General features: G+C 72.4%; 21 protein-coding genes. 12 read left to right on the top strand and 9 right to left on the bottom strand.

The genetic code is table 11. From position 1 onward, the window contains the following. Position 1: 1 nt before the first annotated feature. On the bottom strand, positions 2–1,744 hold the full coding sequence (locus FZ046_RS25500; RefSeq protein ID WP_070353002.1) for an ABC transporter ATP-binding protein: 1,743 nt from the start codon (positions 1,742–1,744) through the stop codon (positions 2–4). 199 nt (positions 1,745–1,943) lie between these two features. Between FZ046_RS25500 and FZ046_RS25495 the strand changes: the two genes are divergently transcribed. Both FZ046_RS25495 and FZ046_RS25490 read left to right on the top strand, forming a co-directional pair. Beyond that, positions 1,944–2,471, top strand: a complete 528-nt coding sequence (locus FZ046_RS25495; RefSeq protein ID WP_083298202.1) for a DUF3558 domain-containing protein — start codon at positions 1,944–1,946, stop codon at positions 2,469–2,471. A 29-nt stretch (positions 2,472–2,500) separates the two neighbouring features. Then, positions 2,501–3,040, top strand: coding sequence for a DUF3558 domain-containing protein (locus tag FZ046_RS25490; protein ID WP_070353004.1), 540 nt, complete (start codon positions 2,501–2,503; stop codon positions 3,038–3,040). A 48-nt stretch (positions 3,041–3,088) separates the two neighbouring features. Here FZ046_RS25490 and FZ046_RS25485 read toward each other — a convergent pair whose 3' ends face one another. Further along, positions 3,089–3,562 (bottom strand): SixA phosphatase family protein, encoded by a 474-nt coding sequence (locus FZ046_RS25485; protein ID WP_070353005.1) that lies wholly within the window; start codon positions 3,560–3,562, stop codon positions 3,089–3,091. A 56-nt stretch (positions 3,563–3,618) separates the two neighbouring features. Here FZ046_RS25485 and FZ046_RS25480 point away from each other — a divergent pair, with 56 nt between their 5' ends. The 4 genes from FZ046_RS25480 to FZ046_RS25465 all read left to right on the top strand — a co-directional run bounded on the left by FZ046_RS25480 (position 3,619) and on the right by FZ046_RS25465 (position 9,602). Continuing rightward, positions 3,619–4,155, top strand: coding sequence for a hypothetical protein (locus FZ046_RS25480; protein ID WP_070352988.1), 537 nt, complete (start codon positions 3,619–3,621; stop codon positions 4,153–4,155). Between the two features lie 99 nt (positions 4,156–4,254). Next, positions 4,255–5,730, top strand: a complete 1,476-nt coding sequence (locus FZ046_RS25475; protein ID WP_149484342.1) for a PepSY-associated TM helix domain-containing protein — start codon at positions 4,255–4,257, stop codon at positions 5,728–5,730. A 105-nt stretch (positions 5,731–5,835) separates the two neighbouring features. Next, on the top strand, positions 5,836–6,984 hold the full coding sequence (locus FZ046_RS25470; protein WP_070356436.1) for a metallophosphoesterase family protein: 1,149 nt from the start codon (positions 5,836–5,838) through the stop codon (positions 6,982–6,984). Further along, entirely contained in the window at positions 6,981–9,602 is a 2,622-nt protein-coding gene (locus FZ046_RS25465) for an AAA family ATPase (RefSeq protein WP_149484341.1), read from the top strand. Before FZ046_RS25470 ends, FZ046_RS25465 begins: the two co-directional genes overlap by 4 nt. Positions 9,603–9,671: 69 nt before the next feature. Here the strand turns inward: FZ046_RS25465 and FZ046_RS25460 are convergent, their stop codons facing one another. Both FZ046_RS25460 and FZ046_RS25455 read right to left on the bottom strand, forming a co-directional pair. After that, complete coding sequence (locus FZ046_RS25460; RefSeq protein ID WP_070356098.1) at positions 9,672–11,033, bottom strand: LLM class flavin-dependent oxidoreductase; 1,362 nt, start codon at positions 11,031–11,033, stop codon at positions 9,672–9,674. 73 nt (positions 11,034–11,106) lie between these two features. After that, positions 11,107–12,321 (bottom strand): acyl-CoA dehydrogenase family protein, encoded by a 1,215-nt coding sequence (locus FZ046_RS25455; protein WP_070356097.1) that lies wholly within the window; start codon positions 12,319–12,321, stop codon positions 11,107–11,109. A gap of 77 nt (positions 12,322–12,398) precedes the next feature. On the opposite strand from FZ046_RS25455, the gene FZ046_RS25450 reads away from it, so the two are divergent. Further along, on the top strand, positions 12,399–13,658 hold the full coding sequence (locus tag FZ046_RS25450; RefSeq protein ID WP_070356096.1) for an alpha/beta fold hydrolase: 1,260 nt from the start codon (positions 12,399–12,401) through the stop codon (positions 13,656–13,658). On the opposite strand, the gene FZ046_RS25445 is transcribed toward FZ046_RS25450, so the two are convergent. From FZ046_RS25445 to FZ046_RS25430, 4 genes are all read right to left on the bottom strand, one after another. Next, entirely contained in the window at positions 13,645–15,315 is a 1,671-nt protein-coding gene (locus FZ046_RS25445) for an oligopeptide ABC transporter substrate-binding protein OppA (RefSeq protein WP_070356095.1), read from the bottom strand. The genes FZ046_RS25450 and FZ046_RS25445 overlap by 14 nt on opposite strands. Positions 15,316–15,372: 57 nt before the next feature. Beyond that, the gene (locus FZ046_RS25440; protein WP_070356094.1) at positions 15,373–17,196 is read right to left on the bottom strand and encodes an oligopeptide ABC transporter ATP-binding protein OppD; all 1,824 of its coding nucleotides are present in this window, start codon (positions 17,194–17,196) and stop codon (positions 15,373–15,375) included. Beyond that, complete coding sequence (locus FZ046_RS25435) at positions 17,193–18,041, bottom strand: oligopeptide ABC transporter permease OppC (RefSeq protein ID WP_246183094.1); 849 nt, start codon at positions 18,039–18,041, stop codon at positions 17,193–17,195. The genes FZ046_RS25440 and FZ046_RS25435 overlap by 4 nt, the downstream gene beginning before the upstream one ends. Before the next feature lie 119 nt (positions 18,042–18,160). Beyond that, positions 18,161–19,138: an oligopeptide ABC transporter permease OppB gene (locus FZ046_RS25430; RefSeq protein ID WP_070356092.1), complete on the bottom strand. Its 978-nt coding sequence runs from the start codon at positions 19,136–19,138 to the stop codon at positions 18,161–18,163. Positions 19,139–19,329: 191 nt separating this feature from the next. Here FZ046_RS25430 and FZ046_RS25425 point away from each other — a divergent pair, with 191 nt between their 5' ends. Then, complete coding sequence (locus FZ046_RS25425; RefSeq protein WP_070356091.1) at positions 19,330–19,596, top strand: hypothetical protein; 267 nt, start codon at positions 19,330–19,332, stop codon at positions 19,594–19,596. Positions 19,597–19,696: 100 nt separating this feature from the next. Next, positions 19,697–19,957, top strand: a complete 261-nt coding sequence (locus FZ046_RS25420; protein ID WP_070356100.1) for a hypothetical protein — start codon at positions 19,697–19,699, stop codon at positions 19,955–19,957. A gap of 29 nt (positions 19,958–19,986) precedes the next feature. On the opposite strand, the gene FZ046_RS25415 is transcribed toward FZ046_RS25420, so the two are convergent. Then, entirely contained in the window at positions 19,987–20,421 is a 435-nt protein-coding gene (locus tag FZ046_RS25415; protein ID WP_070356090.1) for a hypothetical protein, read from the bottom strand. Between the two features lie 170 nt (positions 20,422–20,591). Here FZ046_RS25415 and FZ046_RS25410 point away from each other — a divergent pair, with 170 nt between their 5' ends. From FZ046_RS25410 to FZ046_RS25400, 3 genes are read left to right on the top strand one after another with little or no spacing between them, the layout of a single operon-like run. Beyond that, on the top strand, positions 20,592–21,296 hold the full coding sequence (locus FZ046_RS25410; RefSeq protein ID WP_070356099.1) for a response regulator transcription factor: 705 nt from the start codon (positions 20,592–20,594) through the stop codon (positions 21,294–21,296). Next, a complete protein-coding gene (locus FZ046_RS25405; RefSeq protein WP_070356089.1) occupies positions 21,274–22,899 on the top strand; it encodes a sensor histidine kinase in 1,626 nt (541 codons plus the stop codon). The genes FZ046_RS25410 and FZ046_RS25405 overlap by 23 nt, the downstream gene beginning before the upstream one ends. A 23-nt stretch (positions 22,900–22,922) precedes the next feature. Beyond that, positions 22,923–24,851: a glycosyltransferase family 39 protein gene (locus FZ046_RS25400; protein ID WP_149484340.1), complete on the top strand. Its 1,929-nt coding sequence runs from the start codon at positions 22,923–22,925 to the stop codon at positions 24,849–24,851. The last annotated feature ends 19 nt before the right edge of the window (positions 24,852–24,870 follow it).

Here is a 24,870-nt window from a genome sequence, read left to right as displayed (position 1 = left end):
GTCACCGGACGTCTCCGGCCGCGGCGCCGGTGGACTGGGAGTCGACGATCTCGGCGTACACCTCGCAGCGTGCCAGCAGCGACGCGTGCGTGCCGACGCCCACGACGACGCCGTCGTCGAGCACCACGATCTTCTCGGCGCTGCTGATCGTGGAGACGCGCTGCGAGACCACCAGCACCGTCGCGTCGGCCGACACCTCGGCCAGCGCCTCGCGCACCCGGGCGTCGGTTCGCACGTCGAGCGCGGAGAACGCGTCGTCGAACAGGTACACCAGCGGCCGGCGGATCACCGCGCGGGCGATCGCCAGCCGCTGCCGCTGTCCGCCGGAGAGGTTGATGCCGCCCTGCGCGACGGGCATCGCGAGCCCCTCGGGATGGGCGGCGACGAAGTCGGCGGCAGCGGCGACCCGCAGCGCGTCCCACATCTCCTCAGCGGTGGCATCGTCCTTGCCGTAGCGCAGGTTGTCCGCAACGGTCCCGGAGAACAGGTAGCCGCGTTGCGGCACCAGGCCGAGCGACGACCACAGCACCTCGGTGTCGTAATCGCGCACGTCGACTCCGTCGAGCCGCACGGCGCCGTCGGTCACGTCGAAGAGGCGGCATATCAGCGACACCAGCGTCGACTTGCCCGACCCGGTCGATCCGACGATCGCGGTGGTGGTGCCGGGCTCCGCCGTGAACGAGACGTTTTGCAGCACCGGCCGATCCGCGCCGGGATGGCGGAACGCGACACCGTCCAGCTCGACCCGGCCGGACCGCGTCGCCGGGCACCGCGGCGAGGCGGGGCTGGCGATCGCCGCCGTCGTGGAGAGCACCTCGGTGATGCGCTCGGCGCACACCGACGCACGCGGCAGGATCGCCAGCACGAACGTGACCATCAGGACCGACATCAGGATCTGCATGAAGTAGGAGAGGAACGCGATCAGTGCGCCGACCTGCATCTGCCCGGCGTCGATGCGCGCGCCACCGAACCAGATGAGCGCGACGCTGGAGACGTTGATGACGAGTGTCGTGACCGGCAGCATGAGCGCCTGCCACCGGCCGACCTCGAGCGCGGTGTTCGACAGCGTCTGGTTCGCCGCGGCGAAGCGAGCGATCTCCACCGGCTCGCGGGCGAACGCGCGGACCACTCGGATGCCCGAGAGTTGTTCGCGCAGTACCCGGTTGATGCCGTCGATGAGTCCCTGCAGGGCGCGGAACAGCGGCAGCAGCCGGGCGACGATCAGGTAGTTGGCCCCCGCCAGGACGGGCAGGCTGACCAGCAGGAGCCAGGACAGCCCGGCGTCGAGGTGCAGCGCCATGGCGATGCCGCCGACGCTGGTGATGGGGGCGGTGACCAGCGTCGTGCACGTCAGCTGCACCAGCACCTGGATCTGCTGGACGTCGTTGGTGGTCCTGGTGAGCAGCGAGGCCTTGCCGAAGCGGGACGTCTCCTCGGCCGAGAGTCCGGTGACGTGGTGGAAGATCGCCGAGCGCAGGTCGCGGCCGAAACCCATTCCGGCCCGCGAGCCGAAGAACACCGCCCCGACGGCGCACACAACCTGCAGGGCCGTGACGCCGAGCATCACCGCGCCCAGTTCGACGATCAGGCCGGTGTTCCCGACGGCGACGCCGTCGTCGATGATCGCCGCGTTGATGGTCGGCAGGTACAGCGACGCCACGGTGCTCACCACCTGCAGCGCCGCGACGACGGTGAGCAGGCCCCGGTAGGGCTGCACGAACCGCCGCACCAGCGCCCAGAGCATCCCGTAACCATCGCACACGGCTCACGCGCGGGTCCGGACCCGCCGCGCAGCAGACGATGCTTAAGGATCTCACAGGATAGTCGCAGGTCAGTCGGCATGTCGGTGGTTGCGCCGCAGCGCTGCCGCTACAGTTGCGGGCGTGATCGGACGACCCGACGACAGCCGAGGCCGGACCCCCAGCAGACGACGTGCGACGGTGCTGGCTGCGGCCCTCGCCGCGCTCATCCCCGCGGCAGCGGCGTGCTCCGGCGACGACCAGCCGGCCGGTCCCAGCGTGCCGTCGTCGGCCGCGCCCAGCGCCGCCGCCAAGCACGGTCCGTTCTTCCCGGAGTGCGGCGGGATCAGCGATCAGGCGATCGGTCAGATCACCCAGCTGCCCAACCTCGTCAACACGGCGAAGACGTCGGCGGGCTGCCAGTGGCTGGCCGGCGGCAGCGTGCTTGGCCCGCACATCTCCTTCTCCTGGTTCCGGGGGAGCCCGATCGGACGCGAACGGAAGACCGAGGAATTGTCGAGGACGAGCGTGGAGGACCTCAACGTCGAGGGGCACGAGGGCTTCATCGCCCTGAGCGACGATCCGACGCTGGGCGTCAGCTTGTGCGAGACCGGCATCCAGTTCGACGACGACTTCATCGAGTGGTCGGTCAGCTACGCGCAGAAGCCCTTCCCGGATGCGTGTGAGGTCGCCAAGGAACTCACCCGCCAGTCGATCGTGAACGCCAAGTGACCGGCCGCCGCATCCTGAATAGCCGCGCCCTGACCCGGCTCGGCGCCGTGCTCGCCGCGCTGACCGTGCTGGTCGGCGTGTCGGGGTGCACCCGGTCGGTCGAGGGGTCGGCGGTTCGCGCCGGCGCGGGCGGCACCGAACGCAACGACGACTCCCAGCGTCAGTACCCCAACCTGCTCAAGGAGTGCGACGTCCTGACCCAGGACATCCTCGCCGAGACGGTGGGCGCCGACCCGCTGGACATCCAGAGCACGTTCGTCGGTGCGATTTGCCGCTGGCAGGCGCTCAACCCGGCCGGCCTCGTCGACATCACGCGGTTCTGGTTCGAGCAGGGCAGCCTCGACAACGAGCGCCAGGTCGCGCAGCAGCTGAAGTATCAGATCGAGAACCGGGCGGTGAACGGCGTGCCGTCCATCGTGATGAAGCCCAACGACCCGAACGGCGCGTGCGGCGTCGCGAGCGACGCGGCGGGCGTGGTCGGCTGGTGGGTCAACCCGCAGGCGCCCGGCATCGACGCGTGCGGCATGGCGCTCAAGCTGATGGAGCTGACGCTCAACACCAACAGCTAGCGCGCGACCTCAGCGGGGGACGTCAGCGAGGGACGTCAGCGAGGGACGTCAGCGAGGAATGTGGAAGGCGACGAGCGTCGCCGCGCCCAACTCGAGCGCGTCCCACGTCGCGTCGGTGCGCAGCACCGCGAGCGCCGAGGTGGGGAACTTCGCCTCGATCTCACCGACGGCCGCGGCGTCGCTGCCCGGACCGGCCAGTGCGAGCGCCAAGCTCGACGTCGTCGGCTCGTGACCGACGACGAGCAGCGTGGTGACGTCGTCGGCGACGCCGTTGATCGCGGCGAGGACCGTGCCGGGCGTGGCGTCGTACAGCGCGTCGAGGTACTGCACCGGCGCCTCGATGCCGGTGCGGGCGAGTGTCTGGCGCGTGCGGGTGGCCGTCGAACACAGCACGGCGTCGACGACGTCGACGTGCGACCGTAGCCACGCGCCGGCCAGCGGCGCCTCCCGGACGCCCCGCTCCGCCAGCGGCCGGTCGTGGTCGGCGACGCCGTCCGGGTAGCCCGACTTCGCGTGCCGCATCAGCACCAGCGTCCTGCTCACGCGGACCAACGTAGCCCGCGCGCTAAGCTGCGGCGATGACCACCGCACGGAGGGGTGCCGCGCGGCTGCGCGGCGTCTGCGTCGGTGCGGCGTCGATGGCCGTCGCCGTCGCGGCTCACGGATCGGCGGGTGCGGAGCTGCCGGCGACGTCGTCGATGGTGCTGCTCGTGCTGTGCGCGGCCATGGTCGGGGCGGTCGCCTCGTCGCCGTCGGAGGCGCACCGGCGCCTCCCGGTGCTCGTCGCCTACCTCGCCGGAGGGCAGACCGTCGGGCACTGCCTGCTGACCTTCACCGCCGGGCACCACCACGGCGGGTCCCACGCGACGCTGCCCATGCTCGTCGCCCACGGCGTCGCGGCGCTGGTCCTGGCGGTGCTCATCGGGACCGCCGAACGTTCGCTGGCCGCGCTCGCCGGCGTGCTGTGGCGCCTGATCCTCGTCGGCGTCGCGCTGCGCGGCACCGACGCCTGCCGCCGCCCCCGCCCGCTGTGGTGGGGCGCCGGTCTGCGGATTCGCATCCTGCCCGGCTCCGGGCTCGGCACCCGCGGTCCTCCGTCGTTCACGGCCGCCTGAGGGCGGCACGCACACCGGACGCGCGCTCGACGCCGTCCGGCATCCCGCCGTGCGGCGCCCGCGCCTGCACGGATCTCCCGTGAACGAAGGACTTCGACCATGTCGACCCCACCCACCGAGGACACCCAGGGTCCTCCCACCACGCACCCGGCGCCCGGACGGTCCGCCGCCGGGCCGACGCACCGCGGCGCCGTGCCGCTGCTGCGGCGGCTGCACTTCTACGCGGGCGTGCTCGTCGCGCCCTTCATCCTCGTCGCCGCCGTCACCGGCGGCCTCTACGCGCTCGCACCCACCGTGGAACGGGTCGTGTACCGCGATCTGCTCGTCGTCGAGCCGGCCGGGGACCCGCTGCCCCTGACGGCGCAGGCCGCTGCGGCGCGCGCCGCTCATCCCGACCTCGCGATGGCCGGCGCGCGGCCGGCGGCCGGGCCGGAGGACTCGACGCGCGTTCTCTTCACCGATCCGGCGCTCGGCGAGGACGTCCAACGCGCCGTGTTCGTCGATCCCTACACCGGCCGGGTCCTCGGCGACGAGCCGACGTGGCTGGGCTACCTGCCGGTGAGCACCTGGCTGGACGGTCTGCACCGGCACCTCAACCTGGGCGAGCCGGGCCGGGTGTACAGCGAACTCGCGGCGTCCTGGCTGTGGGTGGTGGCGCTCGGCGGGCTCGCCCTGTGGTGGGCGCGGCGGCGCTCGGACCGGCGGCGCGGCAGGCCCGGTCGCCTGTTCACCGTCGACCAGGCCGGACGCGGCCGCAGCCGCACCCTGAACTGGCACGGTGCGGTCGGCGTGTGGATCCTGCCGATGCTGCTGTTCCTGTCGGCGACCGGCATCACGTGGTCCACCTACGCGGGGGCGACGGTGTCCGAGCTGCGGGCGCACTTCGCGTGGGAGCGGCCCGCGCTGACGACGACGCTGACCGGGCCCGCGCCGGACGGCGGGGGACACCCGGGCCACGAAGCGCACGGCCAGCAGGCGGGGCACGGCCGGCAGGCGGGCCACGACGGCGGTGCGCCGGCCGAGGACGGCGTCGACCTCGATCGGGTCGTGGCTGCGGCCGCCGCAGCCGGCGTGGCGGCGCCGCTGGAGGTCACGCTGCCCACCCAGCCCGGGCACGCCGTCGGCGTCACCGAGACCGACGCGCCCTACCGGCTGACCACCGACGCCGCCGCGATCGACCCGGTCACCGGCGCGGTCACCAGCGTGGTCGACTACGACCGGGACTACTCGATGGTCGCCAAGCTCGCCGACTGGGGCATCCGCATGCACATGGGCTTCCTGTTCGGCTGGCTCAATCAACTCCTGCTGTTCGTCGTCGCGGCCGCGCTGGTGACGGTCGTCGTGCGCGGCTACCGGATGTGGTGGCAGCGCCGTCCGACCCGGGGTTCGGCGTGGGCCGTCGGGCGGCCACCGCTGCGCGGCGTGCTGCGTCGCACCCGTCCGGCGGTCACCGCGGTCGTGGTGCTCGCCGCGCTCGCCGTCGGTTGGTTCCTCCCCGTGCTGGGGGTCAGCCTGGTCGCGTTCGTGGTGGTCGACGTCGCGCTCGGCCGGGTCGCGGCGCTGCGCACGCGCTGATCGCAGCGTTGCCGCGGCACATGCCGGTCGAGGTCCGCGGACTTGTCGGCGCCCGGTCCTACACTCGCCTCACCGATGAATCGACGAGACGGGGAGGACCATCGGATGCGCTTCGTGCACACCGCCGATTGGCAGCTCGGGATGACTCGGCACTTCCTCAACGACGAGGCGCAGCCGCGGTATTCGGCGGCGCGCCGCGACGTGGTGGCGGCCATCGGGCCGCTCGCGGCGGAGGTCGGCGCCGAGTTCGTGGTGGTCGCCGGGGACGTGTTCGAGGACAACCACCTCGCGCCGCGGGTGATCAGCCAGTCGCTGGAGGCGATGCGGCGCATCGGCGTTCCGGTGTACCTGCTGCCGGGCAACCACGATCCGCTGGACGCCGGTTCGGTCTACACCAGCGCGCTGTTCCTCGCCGAGAAGCCGGACAACGTCGTGGTGCTCGACCGGGCCGGCGTGCACCCGGTGCGCCCCGGGCTCGAGATCGTCGCGGCGCCATGGCGTTCCAAGGCGCCGACCAGCGACCTGGTGGGTGACGTGCTTGCCGGTCTGACCGCCGACGGCGTCACCCGCATCGTCGTCGGGCACGGCGGCGTCGACGTGTTCCAGCCCGACCGGGACAAGGCGTCGTTCATCCGGCTCGCCGCGGTGGAGGATGCCCTGGCCCGTGGCGCCGTGCACTACGTGGCGTTGGGCGACAAGCACTCTCGCACCGAGGTGGGGGGCACGGGCCGGGTGTGGTACTCCGGTGCGCCGGAGGTCACCAACTACGACCACGTCGAGGGCGACCCCGGCCACGTGCTGGTGGTCGACCTCGACGAGGCCGACCCGGACCGCACGGTGACGGTCACCGCCCGCAAGCTGGGCACCTGGCGGTTCCTGTCGCTGCGGCACACCGTCGACACCAGCCGCGACGTCACCGACCTCGACCTCAACCTGGACCTGCTGCCGGACAAGGACCGCACGGTGGTGCAGCTCGGCCTGAACGGCACGTTGACGGTCACCGACAAGGCCGCGCTCGACGCGTGTCTGGACAAGCACGCCCGCCGGTTCGCGGCGCTGTCGGTGTGGGACAGCCAGACCGACGTCGTGGTGGTACCCGCCGACGGCGAGTTCGACGACCTCGGCATCGGCGGCTTCGCGGCGTCGGCGGTCGACGAACTCGTCGCGACCGCCAAGGGCGAGGACGAGCGCTCCGAGGACGCGCGGGCCGCGCTCGCCCTGCTGCTGCGCCTGGTCGATCGGGGGGCCGCGTGAAGCTGCACCGACTGGTCCTGCGCAACTACCGCGGGATCGCGCACCGCGAGGTCGAGTTCCCCGACCGCGGCGTCGTCGTGGTCAGCGGCGCCAACGAGATCGGCAAGTCCTCGATGGTCGAGGCGCTCGACCTCCTGCTGGAGGCCAAGGACCGCTCCAGCAAGAAGGAGGTCAAGCAGGTCAAGCCCACCCACGTCGACGCCGGCGCGGAGGTGACGGCCGAGATCTCCACGGGCCCCTACCGTTTCACGTACTTCAAGCGCTACCACAAGCGTCCGGTCACCGAACTCACCGTCACCGCCCCGGCGCGGGAACAGTGGACCGGTGACGAGGCGCACGAGCGGGTGCGGGTGATCCTCGCCGAGACCGTCGACGTCCGACTGTGGGAGGCCCAGCGCGTGTTGCAGGCGTCGGCGACGGTGCCGGTCGACCTCTCCGGCTGCGACGCGCTGTCACGCGCACTCGACGTGGCGGCCGGTCAGTCGGTGACGCTGTCGGGTACCGAGCCGCTGCTCGTCGACCGCATCGAGGAGGAGTTCCGCGAGTACTTCACCGCAGGCGGCAAGCCCACCGGCCCGTGGCTGGCCGCGGTCAAGCGCCGCGCCGCCGCGGCGGAGGCCGTCGAGCGCTGCGCGGCGGAGGTCGCCGAGGTCGAGTCCGCGGTCGCCCGGCATGCCGCGCTGACCGAGGAACTGGCCGAGGTGACGATCGAGCGCTCCGCCGCGACGCGTGCCCTCGCCGCGGCGACGCAGGCCGCCGACGAGGTGGCCAAGGTCGCCGAGCGGCTGGCACAGGCGAGGATCGTCGCCCGGGCCGCGCGCGACACGCACGTCGCCGCCGTCGACGCCCTCGCCGAGCGCCGCCGGTACGCCGCCGAGCTGGACGGTGCGGGCGCTGCCATCGACGACCTGGAAACCGCTGCGCACGAGGCAGATTGCGACGCCGTGGCGGCGCAGCGATCCCACGACGAGACGGTTGTGGCGGCGACGGCCGCCGTGGACACGGTCACCGCCCGCCAGGCGGACCTGGACGCCGCGCGGTCGGCGGTCGAGGTCGCAGCCCGCCACGCCGACGCCGAGCGCCTGGCGGCGCGGCTGGCGAAGATCGACGCCGCCGACCGCGGCCTGCGCGACGCCGACGCGCACCTCGCCGAGATCCGCCTCACCGAGCGCGGAATGCGCCTCATCGAGCGCGCCGGGATCGAGGTCGAGGCCGCCGAGGCGGCGGCCGACGCCGCGTCGGCCCGCGTCGAGGTCACCGCGCAGCGCGCCGTCGAGGTCACCGTCGACGGGCAGGTCGTCGCGCTCGCCGAGGGTGCGACGTGGTCGACGAGCGCCACCGCGGCCACCGGGATCGACGTCCCGGGTGTGCTGTCGGTGCGGATCGTGCCGGGCGCGCCCGCCGCTGACACCGGCGCTCAGCTGGCTGCCAAGCGTGCGGCCCTCGCAACGCTGCTGGCCGACGCCGGCGTCGAGAGCATCTCCGCCGCAACGGAACTCGACGAGCACCGTCGCGACCACGCCGCGCTGCGGCAACGGCTGCAGGCAACCCGCGACGCACTGCTCGCCGACGCCGAGCACGGCGACGTCGCCACGCTGCGCCGCCGGCTCACCGACCTGCGGGCCGGCCTGACCGCCGGACCGGTGCCCGACGCCGACGCCGCACGGGCGGCGCTGCAGGACGCCACGTCGTCGCACGCCGCCGCGGTGGCGGAGTGCGCCCGCCTGCGGGATGCCGTCGCCGCGGCGTCCGCCACGCTGACGGAGCGGACCGCCGCAGCCACCCACCTGCGGGCCAACCTGGACGCCGCCCGGGCGCGCGTCACCGAGGTCGCCGAGCGCCTGGAACGGGTGCGGGCGCAGGTGTCCGACGACGACCTGGTGGCGCGGGTGCACGCCACCGATCGGGACGCCACGGTCACGCGGGACGCGCTCGCGGGGTTGGAGGCCGAGTTCGCCGAGGCCGCACCCGAGGCGGTGCGCGCTGCCGTCGACGCCGCCGCCGCGCGTGACCGGGACTGCCGTCGTCGCCATGACGAGCTGTCCCGGCAGCTGGTGGCCACCACCGCGCAGCTCGAGGTGTACGGCAGCGAGGGCCGGCACGGCAGGCTCGACGCGGCCCTGGGCGAACAGGCGCACGCCGAGGCCGAGCACGGCCGCCTGCAGCGCCGCGCCAACGCCGTTCACACGCTGCGCACCGTGATGACGCGGCACCGCGACGACGCCCGGCAGCGCTACGTCGACCCGTTCCGCACCGAGGTGGAACGGTTGGGCCGCATCGTCTTCGGGCCCGACTTCGAGGTCGAGATCGATGCGGGCCTGTGCATCACGTACCGCACGCTCGACGGGTGCACGGTGCCCTACGACTCGCTGTCCGGCGGCGCGAAGGAGCAACTCGGCATCGTCGCGCGGCTGGCGGGTGCGGCGCTGGTCGCCAAGGAGGACGGGGTACCGGTCGTCATCGACGACGCGCTGGGCTTCACCGACGCCGCCCGGCTCACCCGGATGGCCGAGGTGTTCGACGCGGTCGGCGGCGACGGCCAGGTGATCGTCCTGACCTGCAGCCCGGACCGCTACGCCGACATCGTCGGCGCCCACCGCATCGCGCTCACCGCCTGACGCCGGCCGCCCGACGCCCGACCGCGTGCCGCAGGGGACCGCCCGACGCCGGGCGCCCGGCCGCGAACGTCAGCTCGCCACCGATACCCGCGGGCGCTGCGGCGCGTCGAACGTGGCGGGCGGCAGGCCGAGGTGGTCGCGCAGCGTGTCGCCGGTGTACTCGGTGCGGAACAGCCCGCGCCGCTGCAGGATCGGCACCACGGCGTCGACGAAGTCGTTGAACGTGCCCGGCGTCTGCGCGGCCGACACCATGAACCCGTCGGCCTCGCCCGCGCGGAACGATTCCTCGATCTGATCGGCCACCTGCTCGGCCGTGCCGACGAACTGCGGCAGCAGCACGCCCTGGGCGTACCACCTGCCGACGTCGCGCAGCGTCAGGTTGTCGCGATTCGCCACCCGCCGGGCCGTGTCGAACAGCCCCTGGGTGCCGGTCACCACGACGTCCTCCACCGGTGCGTCCAGGTCGTAGACGGAGAAGTCGTGGTCGGTGTGCACGCTCAGGGTGATCAGTCCGGAGATGGGGTCGGCCAGCTCGTTGTGGAAGGCCTGCTTCTCCCGGGCGATCGACTCGGTCTCGCCGATGAACGGGACGAACGCCGGGAAGATCAGCACCCCGTCGGGGTCGCGACCGATGTTCTCCGCGCGCGACTTGATGTCGTCGTAGTAGGCGCGGCGGCCCTCCGGGGTCGGGTCGATCTCGAAGATCGCCTCGGCCCACGTCGCGGCGAAGTCGCGGCCGGTGTTCGACGAGCCCGCCTGGATGAGTACCGGCCGCCCCTGCGGGGAGCGCGGCACGTTGAGCGGCCCGCGACTGCGGAAGAACCGTCCGTCGTGGTCGACCCGGCGGATGCGGTCCGGGTCGGCGAAGACGCCGTCGGCCTTGTCGAGCACCAGGGCGTCCGGATCCCAGCTCGACCACAGTTCCAGTGCGGTGCGCACGAATTCGTCGGCCCGCTCGTAACGCGACTCGTGGCCCAGGTGTTCGTCGTACCCGAAGTTCTGCGCCTCGCTCTGCGTCAGTGAGGTGACGATGTTCCAGGCGACGCGGCCGCGCGTCACGTGATCGAGGCTGGCGAAGCTGCGGGCCAGCTCGTACGGGTGAAAGTAGGTCGCGCTCTTCGTGATCGCCAGCCCCAGCTTGCTGGTGACCGCGCCGATGCTCGCCGCGACGATCGACGGGTCCAGCGTCGCCGTGGCCTGCGTGCCGCGCCGCAGCGGCTCGGTGATGTCACCGCCGAAGCGTGCCGGCGCGGCCAGCAGGTCGGCGAAGAACAGGAAGTCGAACTTGCCGCGTTCCAGGATGCGGCCGATCCGGTGGTAGTACTCCGGATGGGTGAACCCGGTGTCGCTGGCCGGGTGCCGCCACGCGGCGTGCGAGTGGGTGACCTGCGACGCGATCTGGAACCCGCCGAGGTGCAACTGCTTGGTCATCGAATGCTGCCTTTCCAGCGATTTCGGCGCGCTCTCGTTCGCTCACCGAACGAAAGCGCGCCGAAATCGCCCGTCAGAAGTAGGCGTTGGCCGGGATGGGGGTGCCGTGCAGCAGGTGCTGGCCGATCACGCGGGCCTTGTACGCCACCGGGTTGTGCAGGGTGATGGTGCGGATGTTGCGCCAGTGCCGGTCGAGGTTGCGCTGCCGGCTCGCGGCGCTGGCCCCGCCGAGTTCGAGCAGCCGGGTGGCGGCCTGCGGCGCGACGTCGTCGAGGTGCACCTTGACCTTTGCAGCGCGTAGCTGCGCCTCGGCGGCCAGCGCCGCGTCGGGGACGCCGTCGACCTCGGAGGCGTTGGCCTCGGCGATCGCCGCGGCGGCGTCGAGGACCGCGGCGCGGGCGATCGAGGCGGTGGCCGCCAGTTCGCCGAGCTGGCGCTGCAGCAGCGGGTCCTCGGTGGGACGTTCGGTGGGGGCGTGACTGAAACTGCGGTCGCGCGACCGCAGCAGCGCGATGCCGTCGTCGACGATGCCGGCCAGCACGCCCGCGACCACGGCGTGGATGTACAGCTGCAGCGACGCGTACTGAACGGTCGGCACCGCCTCGGCGTCGTACGGGCTGTCGCTGAGCAGCTCGTCGGCGGCCACGGCGACCGAGGTGAACGTCGTGGTGCCGGTGCCGGTGCGCCGCTGGCCGAAGCCGTCCCAGTCGTCGACCAGCCGCACGCCGGTGCGGTCGGCCGGGATCACCACGGTGGCCGCCGAGTCGTGGTCGGTGGTGGCCGCCACCGTCAGGTAGTCGCTGAACAGCGTGCCGGTGCTGTAGAACTTCTCGCCGTCGAGCACGTAGCCGCCCGCGCCATCGGGCAGCAGCCGGGTGTTGAACACCAGGCTGCCGACGGCGTTGGCGCCCTTCTCGCTGAACGCGTTGCCGAACGCCTTGCCGGCGGCCACCTCGCGCAGCCAGCGCTGCGCACCCGCGTCGGCGGCGGTGCGCAGCCGCTCCTCGACGAACCAGAAGTGGGTGCGGAAGATGTGCGCGACGATCGGGTCGGCGCGTGCCACGTCGATGACGGCCGAGAAAAGCTGCGGGACAGTGTATTCCGGGCCGCCGAGGTCACGCGGCAGCCGCAGCGTGCCGAAGCCGGCGCGCTTGAGGGCGGCCACCTGGTCGAAGGGGTTCTGGTCGTTGAGGTCGCGGTCCTTGGCGCCGGCGGCGATGTCGGCCAGCAGGGCGGTCCACGCCGGCGTTCCCGGCAGGACGAGGTCGATGCGTTCCACGGTCGTCATGCCCGAATTTCTACTGACGGCGCCGTGCGGTGGCACGGCTTTGACTCACCCCGAACCCAACCTCACAATGGCGGGCGATGACCATGACCGCCCGCCGCCGGCGAGCGCACGCCCGGTTGGCGGCCCTACCCGGGGTGCGCAGCATCCGCAGGCCGGTGGGGGATGGGCGCGAGTTCGACCTCTACTACGTGCGCAGCGGCCCGCGCTCGCCGCACCCGCTCCTCGTCGTCCCGGGCGGCCCGGGCGCGGCGTCGGTGGCGCTGTACCGGGTCCTGCGCCGTCGCTTCGCCGCCGCCGGCGTCGACGTCATCATGGTCGAGCACCGCGGGGTCGGGCTGTCGCGCCACGACGACGGGGTCGACCTGCCTCCGGCCGCACTGACCGTCGAGGCGGCGGTCGACGACCTCGCGGCGGTCCTCGACGACGCCGACGTGCCGGCGGCGGTGGTGTACGGCACCTCCTACGGCAGCTACCTGGCGTCCGGGATGGGCGTGCGGCATCCGCAGCGGGTGCACGCCCTGGTGCTCGACTCGCCGCTGCTGTCGGCCGATGACATCGACCTGGTGCGCGAGCAGACCCGCCGCGTGCTCTGGGACGGCGTCGAACCGGGGACTGCGCAGGTGGCCGCGAAGGTCCGCCGCCTGGTCGCCGACGGCGTGCTCACCCCGGCCGGCACGCACCTGGCGGCGGGGCTCTACGGCTACGCCGGACCGGACGTGCTCGGCCGCCAGTTGGATCTGCTGCTCGACGGTCATGACTGGCTGTGGGGCGCGGTCGGCCACGGCACCCGGCTGCTGTTCGAGCGGAAGACTCCCTACCACCACGAGCCGGACCTGGTGGCACGCATCGGCTATCGCGAACTGAACTACGGCGCCGTGCCCGACGGCGGTCCGCTCGACCCGGCCGTGGCGCTGCGCGATCAGGGCGGTGAAGAGGTCGACTACGTCGCCGAGCCGTTCGACCTGATCGCCGCGATGCCCGAGTTCGCCTGGCCCACGGTCGTGCTCGCGGGTGGGCGCGACCTGGTGACCCCGCCGGCGGTCGCCCACCGCATCGCCGGGCTGATCCCCGGTGCCACGCTGGTCGAGCTGCCGACGGCGGGCCACAGCATCCTCGACGCGCGCGAGTCGGCGGCATTGCGCGTGGTCGACGCCGTGTACGCGGGCTCGACCACCGAATTGGTCTCCGCGGCAGCATCGTTGGACGCCGAGCCGGCACCGTGGGCGTTTCGCCTGCTGGCGCGGGGGCTCGGCGCCGCCGCGGCCGCCGAGGCGATGGTGCCGACCGCCGTGCCACGGGCGGTCCGCGGCCGCCGGGGTGACGTCAGGACTTCGTGAACCCGATGGTGCTGTAGTCGAGATCGGCGAGGCCTGCCGCGCCGAAGTTGGCGAGGGTGCTCCGCACGGCCACGTTGCCGGGCGACTGCGTCAGCGGCAGGCTGAAGCCCTCGGCCCAGATCATCTGGTCGAGTTCGTTGGCGAGCGTGCGGGCCTTGGCCGGGTCGAGTTCCTCCAGGGTCTGTTCGATCTTGGCGTCGATCTCCGGGCTGCCGATCTTGCCGAAGTTGCTCTCGCCGCTCGACAGGTAGATCTGCGTCAGCCCGGACAGCGGGAACGCGTCGGCCACCCAGCTGAACTGGGCGACGTCGAAGTTCCCGACGGTGATGTACTGGCTGAAGAAGCCGTTGCCGCCCTTGGCCTGCAGGTCGAGCTTGACGCCGATCTGCGCGAGGTTGTTCTGGGCGATCTGCGCAACCTGCCGCGTGGTCACCGCGTCGTAGAACACGTCGCGGATGACGAGCTGGCGGCCGTCCTTCTCCCGGAACTGACCGTTCATCCGCCAGCCGAGGGCGTCGAGTTCGCGCTTGGCGGCTTCCGGGTCGAACCCGACGACGCCGCTGTTGTCCTGATAGCCCTCCTGGCCCGCGACGTAGATGTGGTTGTTGAGCGGCACCGGGTTGTCGGCGAGGCCGCGCTGGGTGACGCTCGCGATGGTCTGCCGGTCGATGCCCTTGGCGATGGCGGTGCGCAGCTTCTCGTCGGACAGCAGCGACCCCGGGGCCCCGTTGAACGTGACGTGGTACCAGCTCAGTCCCGGCGCGCGGCGGATCGAGATGCCGGGTGTGCGGCGGGCGATCTCCATCTCGTCGAGGCTGGCGAGTCCGGTGGCGTCGAGCGCGTTGCTCTGCAGCGCGGGGATGCGGGCGGCGTCGTCGAGCACCGAGTAGGTGATGCTGTCGAGCTTCGGCGCCGCGCCCCACCAGGCGGGGTTGCGCGTCAACGTGATTCGTTGTGCGGTGCGGTCGATGTTCGTGATCGCGAAGGGGCCCGCCGATGGGCCGGGCTGGGTGAGCTGGGCCTTGTTGAACGCCTCCGGGGTGGCGGTCATGCTCTTGGGCAGCAGCATGGTGTTGCCGGCCAGCATGCCGCGCCACTCCGAGTACGGCTTGGCGAAGGTCATGACGGCCTGCCGGTCGTCGACACCGCGGGTCACCGCGGCGACGCGTTCGCTGCCGTTGGGGCTCGCGATCGCGAACTCGTCGTTCTTGCCGCTGGTGGCGTCGATCTGGCTCTTGATGTCCTCCCACGTGATCGGCGTGCCATCGCTCCACACCGCCTTGGGGTTGATGGTGTAGGTGACCACCTGAGGGTTGGTGCCGGTGAGTTCGACGTTGGTGAAGTAGTCGGTGTTCACCGTCGCCGAGCCGTCGGCGCCGATCCGGAACGCGCGCGGCATGGTCGCCTTCATCATCGCGCCGACGTCGGCGACGTTGCCGTCGATGTGCAGGGTGTTGAAGTTCTCCGGGAAGCCCGAGAGCGCCAACCGCAGCGCGCCGCCCTGCTGCAGCGTGGCGGGGTCTTGCGGGTTGAGGTCGCTGGTCGACCCGACCTGGGCGTCGCCACCGGCCGACGGGGGCGGCTCGTCGCCGCCCGAACACGCCGTCAGGGTCAGGCCGGCCACCAGCAGGGCGACGGCGATGCGTCGGATCGTCATGCGCTCCGACTCTAATCGTGCCCGCCGCGGTGCCGGTGCAGGCACCGTCGCGCCGCGCTACACCCGCGGGACGGCCGCGAGGAGCCGGCGGGTGTATTCGTCGCGGGGGTCGGCGAAGACGTCGGCGGCCCGACCGCTCTCGACGACCTTCCCGTCATGCATGACCACCACGTGGTCGGCGAGGTGCTTGACCACCGACAGGTCGTGCGAGACGAACAGGTAGGACAGGCCGAAGCGCTCCTGCAGGTCCAGCAGCAGGTTGATGATGCCGGCCTGTATCGACACGTCCAGCGCGGACACCGGTTCGTCGAGCGCGAGGATCTTCGGCTGCAGCGCGAGCGCCCGGGCGATCCCGATGCGCTGCTTCTGGCCACCGGAGAATTCGGCCGGGTACCGGGCGGCGTCCTCGCGGCGCAGCCCGACCAGGGACAGCAGCTCGGCCACCCGCTCGTCGAGCCGCGCGGCATCGAAACCGTTGGCGGTCAACGGTTCCGCCAGCACGTCGGACACCGGCAGCCGCGGGTCGAGCGACGCGACGGGGTCCTGGAACACCACCTGCAGGTCACCGCGCAGCGCGCGGCGGCCGCGCCGGTCCAGTGTCGCGACGTCGCGGCCCAGGACCTCGATCGAGCCGCCCTGCGGCGCCGTGAGTTCCAGGATCTGGTGCAGCGTGGTCGACTTGCCGGACCCCGACTCGCCGACGATGCCGAGCGTCTGACCCTGCCGCAGCTCGAAGCCGATGCCGTCGACGGCCCGCACCTCGCCGATCGTGCGGCGGAACACCACGCCGCGGGTCAGGTCGTAGGTCTTCACCAGGTCGCGCACGCGCAGCACCACCGGCGCGTCGGGGTCGGGCGCCGCGTCGGGGGCGGCGGTCGAGACGCCGTAGACGTCGCTCGCCGACCGGCCGGCGACGTGCTCGGTGCGGATGCAGGCCGCGGTGTGGTCGGGTCCCACCGGGATCAGCGGTGGTTCGGCGGCGCGGCAGTCGTCGATGGCCAGCGGGCAGCGGGGCGCGAACGTGCAACCCGGCGGCAGGGCCGCCATCGACGGCGGCGCGCCCGGGATCGGCACCAGCCGCACGCCCTGCGTCGCGTCGAGCCGCGGCACGGAGCCGAGCAGTCCGACGGTGTAGGGCATGACGCGGTCGGCGACGATCGTCGCCACCGGCGCGGTCTCCACGGCGCGCCCGGCGTACATCACCAGGGCGCGGTCGGCGAACTCGTTCACCACGCCGAGGTCGTGGGTGATGATCAGCACGCCGGCCCCGGTGACGTCGCGGGCGGTCCGCAGCACGTCGAGGATCTGCGCCTGCACGGTGACGTCGAGCGCGGTGGTCGGCTCGTCGCAGATGATGAGATCGGGGTCGTTGGCGATCGCGATGGCGATGACGACGCGCTGCCGTTCGCCGCCGGAGAGTTCGTGGGGGAAGGACCGTGCGCGCCGCTGCGGCTGATTGATGCCGACCAGCTCGAGCAGTTCCACCGCACGGGCCGCCGCGGCGCGCCGCGTCATTCCGGTCTGGTGGACGCGCAGCGCCTCCGCGATCTGGTCGCCGACGGTGTAGACCGGCGTGAGCGCCGACATCGGGTCCTGGAAGACCGTGCCGATCGTGCGGCCGCGGATCCGCGACATCCTGGTGTCGTCGAGGCCGATCAGTTCGTCGCCGTGCAGCCGCACCGAGCCGCCGACCGCGGCGTATTCGGGTAACAGCCCAACGACGGCCATCGCGGTCGCGGACTTGCCCGCTCCGGACTCGCCGACCAGCGCGACGACCTCCCGCGGGTGGACGTCGAAGGACATGCCGCGCACGGCGGCGACGTCCTCGGTGTCGGTGGGAAAGGTGACCGTCAGGTCGGTCACCGACAGCAGCTCGCTCATCCGCGCCGCCGCCGCAGGGTGCGTGCGCTGGGGTCGAGCGCATCGCGCAGCGCATCGCCGATTACGTTGGCACACACGACGATGAGCACCAGGACGCCGGCCGGGAAGAGGAACAGCCACGGGAACGTGAAGGCCGACTGCGTGCCGTCGCTGATGAGGGTGCCGAGGGACACGTCGGGCGGTTGGATGCCGAATCCCAGGAAGCTGAGCCCGGTTTCGGCCAGGATCGCCACGCCGACGTTGAGCGCGGTGTCGATGATGAGGATCGACGCGACGTTGGGCAGCACGTGACGCACGATGATCCGGGTGTTGGACACCCCCATGTAGCGCGCCGCGGTGATGAATTCGCGTTCCTTGAGGCTCATCGTCAGGCCGCGCACCATGCGGGCGCTGATCATCCAGCTGAACACCGCCAGCAGCAGGATGAGCCACAGCACGGTGTCCGAGCCGCGGGTACGGGGCGTGATGATGAGGATGAGGATGAAGCTGGGCACCACGAGCAGCAGGTCCACCAGCCACATCAGCGCGCGGTCGCGCCACCCGACGAAGTAGCCCGCGATCGCCCCGACCGTGGCGGCGATGACGGTCGACACCAATGCGACGCAGACGCCGATGAGCAAGGACTTCTGCATGCCGCGCAGTGTCTGGGCGAGCAGGTCCTGGCCGAGGGCGTTGGTGCCGAACCAGTGGCTGGGACTCGGCGGCTGCTGCAGCGCAAGGTAGTCGAGATCGGTGTAACTCCACGGGAGCAGCGGCGGCAGTGCGTAGCACCCCACCGCGAGCCCGAGCAGGACGAGCAGCGCGCCGACGGCGAGTCGGTTGCGCAGGAAGCGCCGCAGCGTCAGCGTGCGCCGCGAGGCGAACGAGCCGACTGCGACGCCGGACTGGGCGCTGGTCGACGCGTCGGTGGCCTGCGGTTCGTCTTGCCGCGAGGCGTCGGGTTGGGCGCCTTCCCGGGACCGTGTCACGACACCCTCACCCTCGGGTCCAGTGCGGCGTAGATGACGTCGGAGAGCAGTCCCGCCAGCAGCACGGTGGCGCCGGTGAACACGGTGATCGCTGCGACGATGTTGGTGTCCTGCGTGGCGATGCCCTGGACGGCCCACTCACCCATGCCGTGCCAGCCGAAGATCTTCTCGACGAACACCGCGCCGGTGACCAGGCCGCCGACGCTGTAGGCGAACAGCGTCGCCATGGGGATGAGCGCCGTCCGCAATCCGTGCTTGAGCAGTGCCTGCCTGCGGGTCAGCCCCTTGGCCCGTGCCGTGCGGATGAAGTCCTGGCCCAGCACGTCGAGCATCGCGCTGCGCTGGTACCGGCTGTAACCCGCTGCGGCGGAGAGGATCAGCGCGGTGGTCGGCAGCACCAGGTGCTGCAGCCGGTCGACGAACGACGCCCAGGCGCCCGGCACGGGTGTCGCCGACGTCTCACCGATGTAGGCGAACAGCTGGAAGCCCAACGCCTCGTTGAGCGCGTTGGCGGGCAGCATGAGTAGCGGGGCGAGCACCAGCATGGGCGTGCTGATGAGGATCAGCGAGACGATGGTGATGACGCGGTCGGAGATCCGGTACTGGCGGACCGCGCCCCACGCGCCGACGACGACGCCGAGCACCGTGCCGACCACCGAGCCGATGACGACGAGGCGGAGGCTGACGCCGATGCGGCGGCCGAGTTCGTCGGACACGGGTTGGCCGGCGATCGTGGTGCCGAAGTCGCCGCGCACGGCCTCGGACACCCAGGTGGCGTAGCGCTCGACGACGGGTTCGTCGAGGTGCAGTTCGGCGGCCTTGGCGTCGATGACGGCCTGCGGTGGGCGCGGGTTGCGGCTCTCGAGACTCTCGAGCGGATCGAAGGCCCACGCGGTGAGGCAGAAGGTGAGGAACGACGCCAGCGCCAGCAACACCGCGTAGTTGAGCAGTCGGCGCGCCAGGAACCGCGTCACGTCGCCTCGTTCGCCGGTCGCATGCCGACAGGGTAGGAGATGGCGGGCGATACGGCCGCGAGCGGCCCGAACCGGCATGCCGCGAACTGGTAGCGCGCTCGAAGGGTCCGCACAGCTTCGGAGCGTTCACTGGCAGCACGTCACACCCCGCGGGCGGGAGTGGACGGTGGAGCGGGACACAGGGGTTGAGGATGACGACACGTCAGATGGGACGGGCGCGGCGGCAGGTGAAGCTCGCCGCGGCGATCGCCGGTGGTGCCGCGGTGGTCGCGATCGGCGCGATGAACGTGGCGACCACGGCCGAGAGCGGCCACGCCGATGCGGTGAAGAGCACGACGATGACGATCGGCGCGACCAGTACCGAGGCCACGCCGCCGAAGGCGCCGGCGGTCGAGGAGGCCGTGCCGGCGATCAAGGGCCCGGCGCCGCTGCCCTCGGAGGAGGAAGCCGCGAAATAGCGGGTGTTTCACGATCTGAGAGATCGGCTACCCGGGTGCGGGGGCGATGACGCTTCCCGCGATACACCCGTAGTCGAGTTGACGATGTGGAGTGATCCCCGTGAAGACCACGAAGGTGAAGCTATTGGCCGCCACCGCCGGTGCCGGCGCCGTGCTGGCAATGGGCGGTGTGACGATGGCCACGAGTGCGGCCGAGCCCGCGGACCCGGCGCCTCCCGGCCCGGTCGTGACGTCCGAGGCCACGACCGGCGAGACGAGCACCGAATCCGCCGCGCCCACCACGCCGACCACGTCGTCGGCGGCGCCCGAGATCACCGGCCCCGCGCCGCTGCCTCCCGAGGAGGAGGGTCTGCCGGGCTGACGCTGCTCGGTTCGCGCTGAGCCCGACGCTCACCGGGGAGGTCGCAGGGTTTGCACCACTGCGGCCTCCCCGTCTCGCTTCGCGTGGACGGTGACGGCGTCTCCGGTGGCGAAGGTCGGCGGTGCGGCGTTGGGCGGCATGACGTACGCCTGCGTGTAGCCATCGTCGCTGCGCACGGTGAGCCCGGTCGGTGACACGGCGGTCACCCGACCGGTCTGCGTCAGCATCGTGGCGAATCCGCCTGCGGCGCCGGCGACCACGTACTCGGCGTGCACAGCCGCCACGACCGGGTCCTGACCCCCGCTCAGGTGTGTCGCGTGGTTCGGTGGGCGATCGTGGGGTGGCCCCGCCATCCAGTCGCCGCCCGTGTCGGTGGCCGCATACACCGCGGCCCCGCCGAGCCCCCCGATCGCCACGGCGATGCCCACCGCCGCGGCGGCGCCGCGCCAACCCCACGTCGTCATGTCGACCACTGTGCGCTGTGAACGTGTGCGTCCGCTGTGAGGACCGCAGGCACCCCGTGGGCGCGAGTACTCACAGCCCGCGCATAGGAATGCCACAGGACGCCCTCATCGCGCGCGTGGAGGATGGTGCGGTGACCACCGCCCACGACCAGGACCCCGCGCGCGTCGCCATGCGCCGCGCCGACGGTGGCCCCATCAACGTCCTCGTCGTCGACGACGAGCCCGTGCTCGCCGAACTGGTGTCCATGGCACTGCGCTACGAGGGCTGGGACATCACGACCGCCGGCGACGGCGCATCGGCGATCGCGGCGGCGCGCGAGACGCCGCCCGACGTCGTGGTGCTCGACGTGATGCTGCCCGACATGAGCGGTCTGGACGTCCTCAAGGAGTTGCGCACGCAGATCCCCGGACTGCCGCTGCTGCTGCTGACCGCCAAGGACTCCGTGGAGGACCGCATCGCCGGGCTGACCGCGGGCGGCGACGACTACGTCACCAAGCCGTTCAGCATCGAGGAGGTGGTGCTGCGGCTGCGCGCCCTGCTGCGTCGCACCGGCATCGCCGACGAAGCCGGCGGCGCCCAGCTGATCGTCGGCGACCTGGTGCTCGACGAGGACAGCCACGAGGTGACCCGTGCGGGAGAGCCGATCACGTTGACCGCCACCGAATTCGAGCTGCTGCGCTTCATGATGCGCAACGCCAAGCGGGTGCTGAGCAAGGCGCAGATCCTCGACCGCGTGTGGAGCTACGACTTCGGCGGACGGTCCAACATCGTCGAGCTGTACGTCAGCTATCTGCGCAAGAAGATCGACAGCGGTCGCGAGCCGATGATCCACACCCTGCGGGGCGCGGGGTATGTCCTCAAGCCCGCACGCTGACCCCGACCACGCCGAGGGCGCCGGGTCCCGCACCCGGTGGCGGTCACCGCGGACGTGGTCGTTGCGCGTCCGGCTGCTCGTCACCCAGGTGCTGCTGCTGGCGGCGGTGTGCGCGGCGATCGGCGTGGGCACCGAGTTCGCGTTGCAGCGCTTCCTCTCCCACCAGCTCGACGAGCAATTGGGGGAGGCGGGACGGCGTTCGGCGGCAATCTTCGACCTGCCGCCGCTGCCGCCGGACTTCCGGCCGCCCGGCGGCGATCGGCCGTCGCCGTATCCCGGCGAACCCGGCCGCGGCCGCTTCGACCCCGAGAGCGGGCCGGGGCCGGGTTTCCTGAACGCACCCGGGCAGGCGGCCCGGACCGTCGGAGCGGTGGTGTCGCCCGGCGGGGCGGTCGACGCGGGCGTCATCACCGCCGAGGGCGGACGCGCCACGGTCAGCGCGACGGCCAGTGAGCAGTTGGCCGCGGTGCCGCCGGACCACCGGCCGCGCACGGTCGAACTCGACGGGCTGGGCCGCTACCGGGTGATCGCCCTGCACTCGCGGCACGGCTCGCAGATCATCGTCACGGGGCTGCCCACCGCGGTGGTCGACGACACGCTGCTGTGGGTGCTCGGCATGTTCTGCGTCGTGGCGGTGACCGCCCTACTGGCGGCCACGGTCGCCGGCATCCTGGTGATCCGCCGCCAGCTGGCGCCGCTGTCGCGCGTCGCCGCGGCCGCGCGGGACGTCGCCGACCTCGAACTCGACCGCGGCGAGGTGCGCCTGCCGACGCCGATCGTGACGGTCGACCCGGCCGGGGCGCACACCGAGGTGGGGCAGCTGGGGTCGGCGCTCAACCGCATGCTGGCGCGCATCGCCGGGGCGCTCTCGGCGCGGCACGCCAGCGAGACCCGCGTGCGGCAGTTCGTCGCCGACGCCAGCCACGAACTGCGCACGCCGCTCGCCGCGATCCGCGGATACACCGAACTCGCCCAGCGCAAGCGCGCCGAGCTGCCCGACGACGTCGCGCACGCCATGAGCCGGGTGGAGTCCGAGACGCAGCGGATGACGAACCTGGTCGAGGACATGCTGCTGCTCGCGCGTCTCGACGAGGGCCGCGGCCTGATCACTGAGCCGGTCGACCTGTCCCGGCTCGTCGTGGACTCCGTCAGCGACGCGCACGTCGCCGGCCCAGACCACGCGTGGTCGCTCGACCTGCCCGAGGACCCGGTGGTCGTCGTCGGCGACGATGCGCGCCTGCACCAGGTGTTGGCCAACCTGCTCGCCAACGCCCGCACCCACACGCCCGCGGGCACCACGGTGACGACGTCGCTGACCGTCGACGGTGCCGACGCCGTGCTGACCGTCGCCGACGACGGGCCGGGCATCCCGGAAGCGTTGCAGCCGGAGATCTTCGAGCGGTTTGCGCGCGGGGACTCGTCGCGGTCGCGGCGCGACGGCGGCACCGGTCTCGGGCTCGCCATCGTGTCGGCGGTCGTCCGGGCCCACGGCGGCACGATCGCCGTGCACAGCGGCGGGGGTACCACCGAATTCGTCGTGCGGCTGCGCCGTGGCGGCCCGCTTTCACAGGTGACGCACAGGGCGGACAAATCGGGCGCCTAGGGCCCGGCTCGAGAATCGAACGGATGACCGCCGTACTGTCGCGCGCCGCGACGCCCGAGACGCCGTCCGCCTCAGCGCCGCGGACGGCGGTGGGGGAGCGGGTCGCCCTCGGCGTTCTGCTCGCCGCGACGGCGGCGCTGTACCTGGTCGGCCTGTCGGCGAGCGGCTGGGCGAATGCGTTCTACTCCGCCGCCGTGCAGGCCGGGTCGTCGGACGCGACGGCGATGCTGTTCGGTTCGAGCGACGCGTCCAACGCCATCACCGTCGACAAGACACCGGCCGCGCTGTGGGTGATGGACGTCTCGGCACGCATCTTCGGGCTGAATTCTTGGAGCGTGCTGGTACCGCAGGCGCTCATGGGCGTGGCTGCGGTGGCGGTGCTGTACGCCGCGGTGCGTCGGGTCAGCGGGCCGCCGGCGGCGCTGCTGGCCGGAGCGGTGCTCGCCCTGACCCCGGCCGCGGCGCTGATCTTCCGGTTCAACAATCCCGACGCACTGCTGGTGCTGATGCTCGTCCTCGGCGCGTACTTCGTGCAGCGGGCGTGCGCACCCGACAGCAGCCGGTGGTGGCTGGCCGGCACCGGCGTCGTCGTCGGCGTCGCCTTCCTCGCCAAGATGCTGCAGGCGTTCCTGGTGCTGCCGGTGTTCGGACTGGTCTACCTGCTGGCCGCCGCCGCGCCGTGGCCGACGCGGCTGCGCCGACTGGCCGGCGCCACCGCGGCGCTCATCGTCTCGTCGGGCTGGTACCTGCTCCTGGTCGAGCTGTGGCCGGCGTCATCGCGGCCCTACGTCGGGGGATCGCAGGACGACAGCATCGTCGAACTCGCCCTGGGCTACAACGGCATCGGGCGCCTCACCGGCGAGGAGGTCGGCGGCCTCGGCAACCTGAACTTCGACGTCGGCTGGGGCCGGCTGTTCGGCAGCGGCATGGGCACGCACATCGCCTGGCTGCTTCCCGCGGCGCTGGTCTGCCTCGTCGCCGGACTGATCCTCACGCGTCGGGCGCCGCGCACCGACCAGCAGCGCATCGCACTGCTCCTGTGGGGCGGCTGGCTGCTGCTCACCGCCGCGGTGTTCAGCTTCGCCAACGGCATCGTGCACGCCTACTACACCGTTGCGCTGGCGCCGGCCCTCGGCGCGGTGCTCGGCATCGGGGCGACGCTGCTGTGGCGCCGGCGCACCGACGTCCGCGCCACCGTGGCCATGGCGGCCACGGTGGCGGTGACCACGGTGCTGGCCGTCGTGCTGCTGGTGCGAGACGGCGCGGTGCTGTCCTGGCTGCCGGTGGCCGTCGGCGTTGCGGGAGCGGCGGCCACGGTGCTCGTCGCGGTGTCCGGCCGGCTCCCACGCCGGGTCGCGACGGCCGCGGCGCTGCTGGCCGTCGTCGCCTGTCTCGCCGCCCCGGCGGCCTACGCGGTGTCGACCGCGGCGACCCCGCACTCCGGCGCCATCCCGTCGGTCGGCCCCGCGCGCGGCTTCGGCGGTGGTCCCGGCGGCCCGGGTGGCTTCGGCGGTCCGGGTGGTCCGGGCGGCGGCCCGGGTGGCTTCGGGGGCCCCGGCGGCTTCGCCGGCGGGCTGCTGTCCTCGCCGGAACCCGGCCCCGGCCTGACCGCACTGCTTCGGGCCGACGCCGACCACTTCCGCTGGACCGCGGCGGTGGTCGGCTCGAACAACGCCGCCGGCTACCAGCTCGCCAGCCGGGAGCCGGTGATGGCGGTGGGCGGCTTCAACGGCACCGACCCCGCACCGACGCTGGCGGAGTTCCAGCGCGACGTCGCAGCCGGTCAGGTGCACTACTTCATCCGCAGCGCGCTCGTGGGCGGCTTCGGCGGTCACGACACCGGCGGCAGCCGCGAGGCCAAGGACATCGCCGCCTGGGTCGAGACCCACTACGCGCCGACGATCGTCGACCGCACCGTCGTCTACGACCTCACCGCGGCACCGATCGCGTGACTCATAGCAGGCGCATAGC

It is taken from the genome of Mycolicibacterium grossiae (genome assembly GCF_008329645.1).
Classification (GTDB): Bacteria; Actinomycetota; Actinomycetes; order Mycobacteriales; family Mycobacteriaceae; genus Mycobacterium; species Mycobacterium grossiae.
The sequence above is the reverse complement of the archived record's forward strand: the minus strand, read 5'-3'. Positions and strand labels throughout refer to the sequence as shown.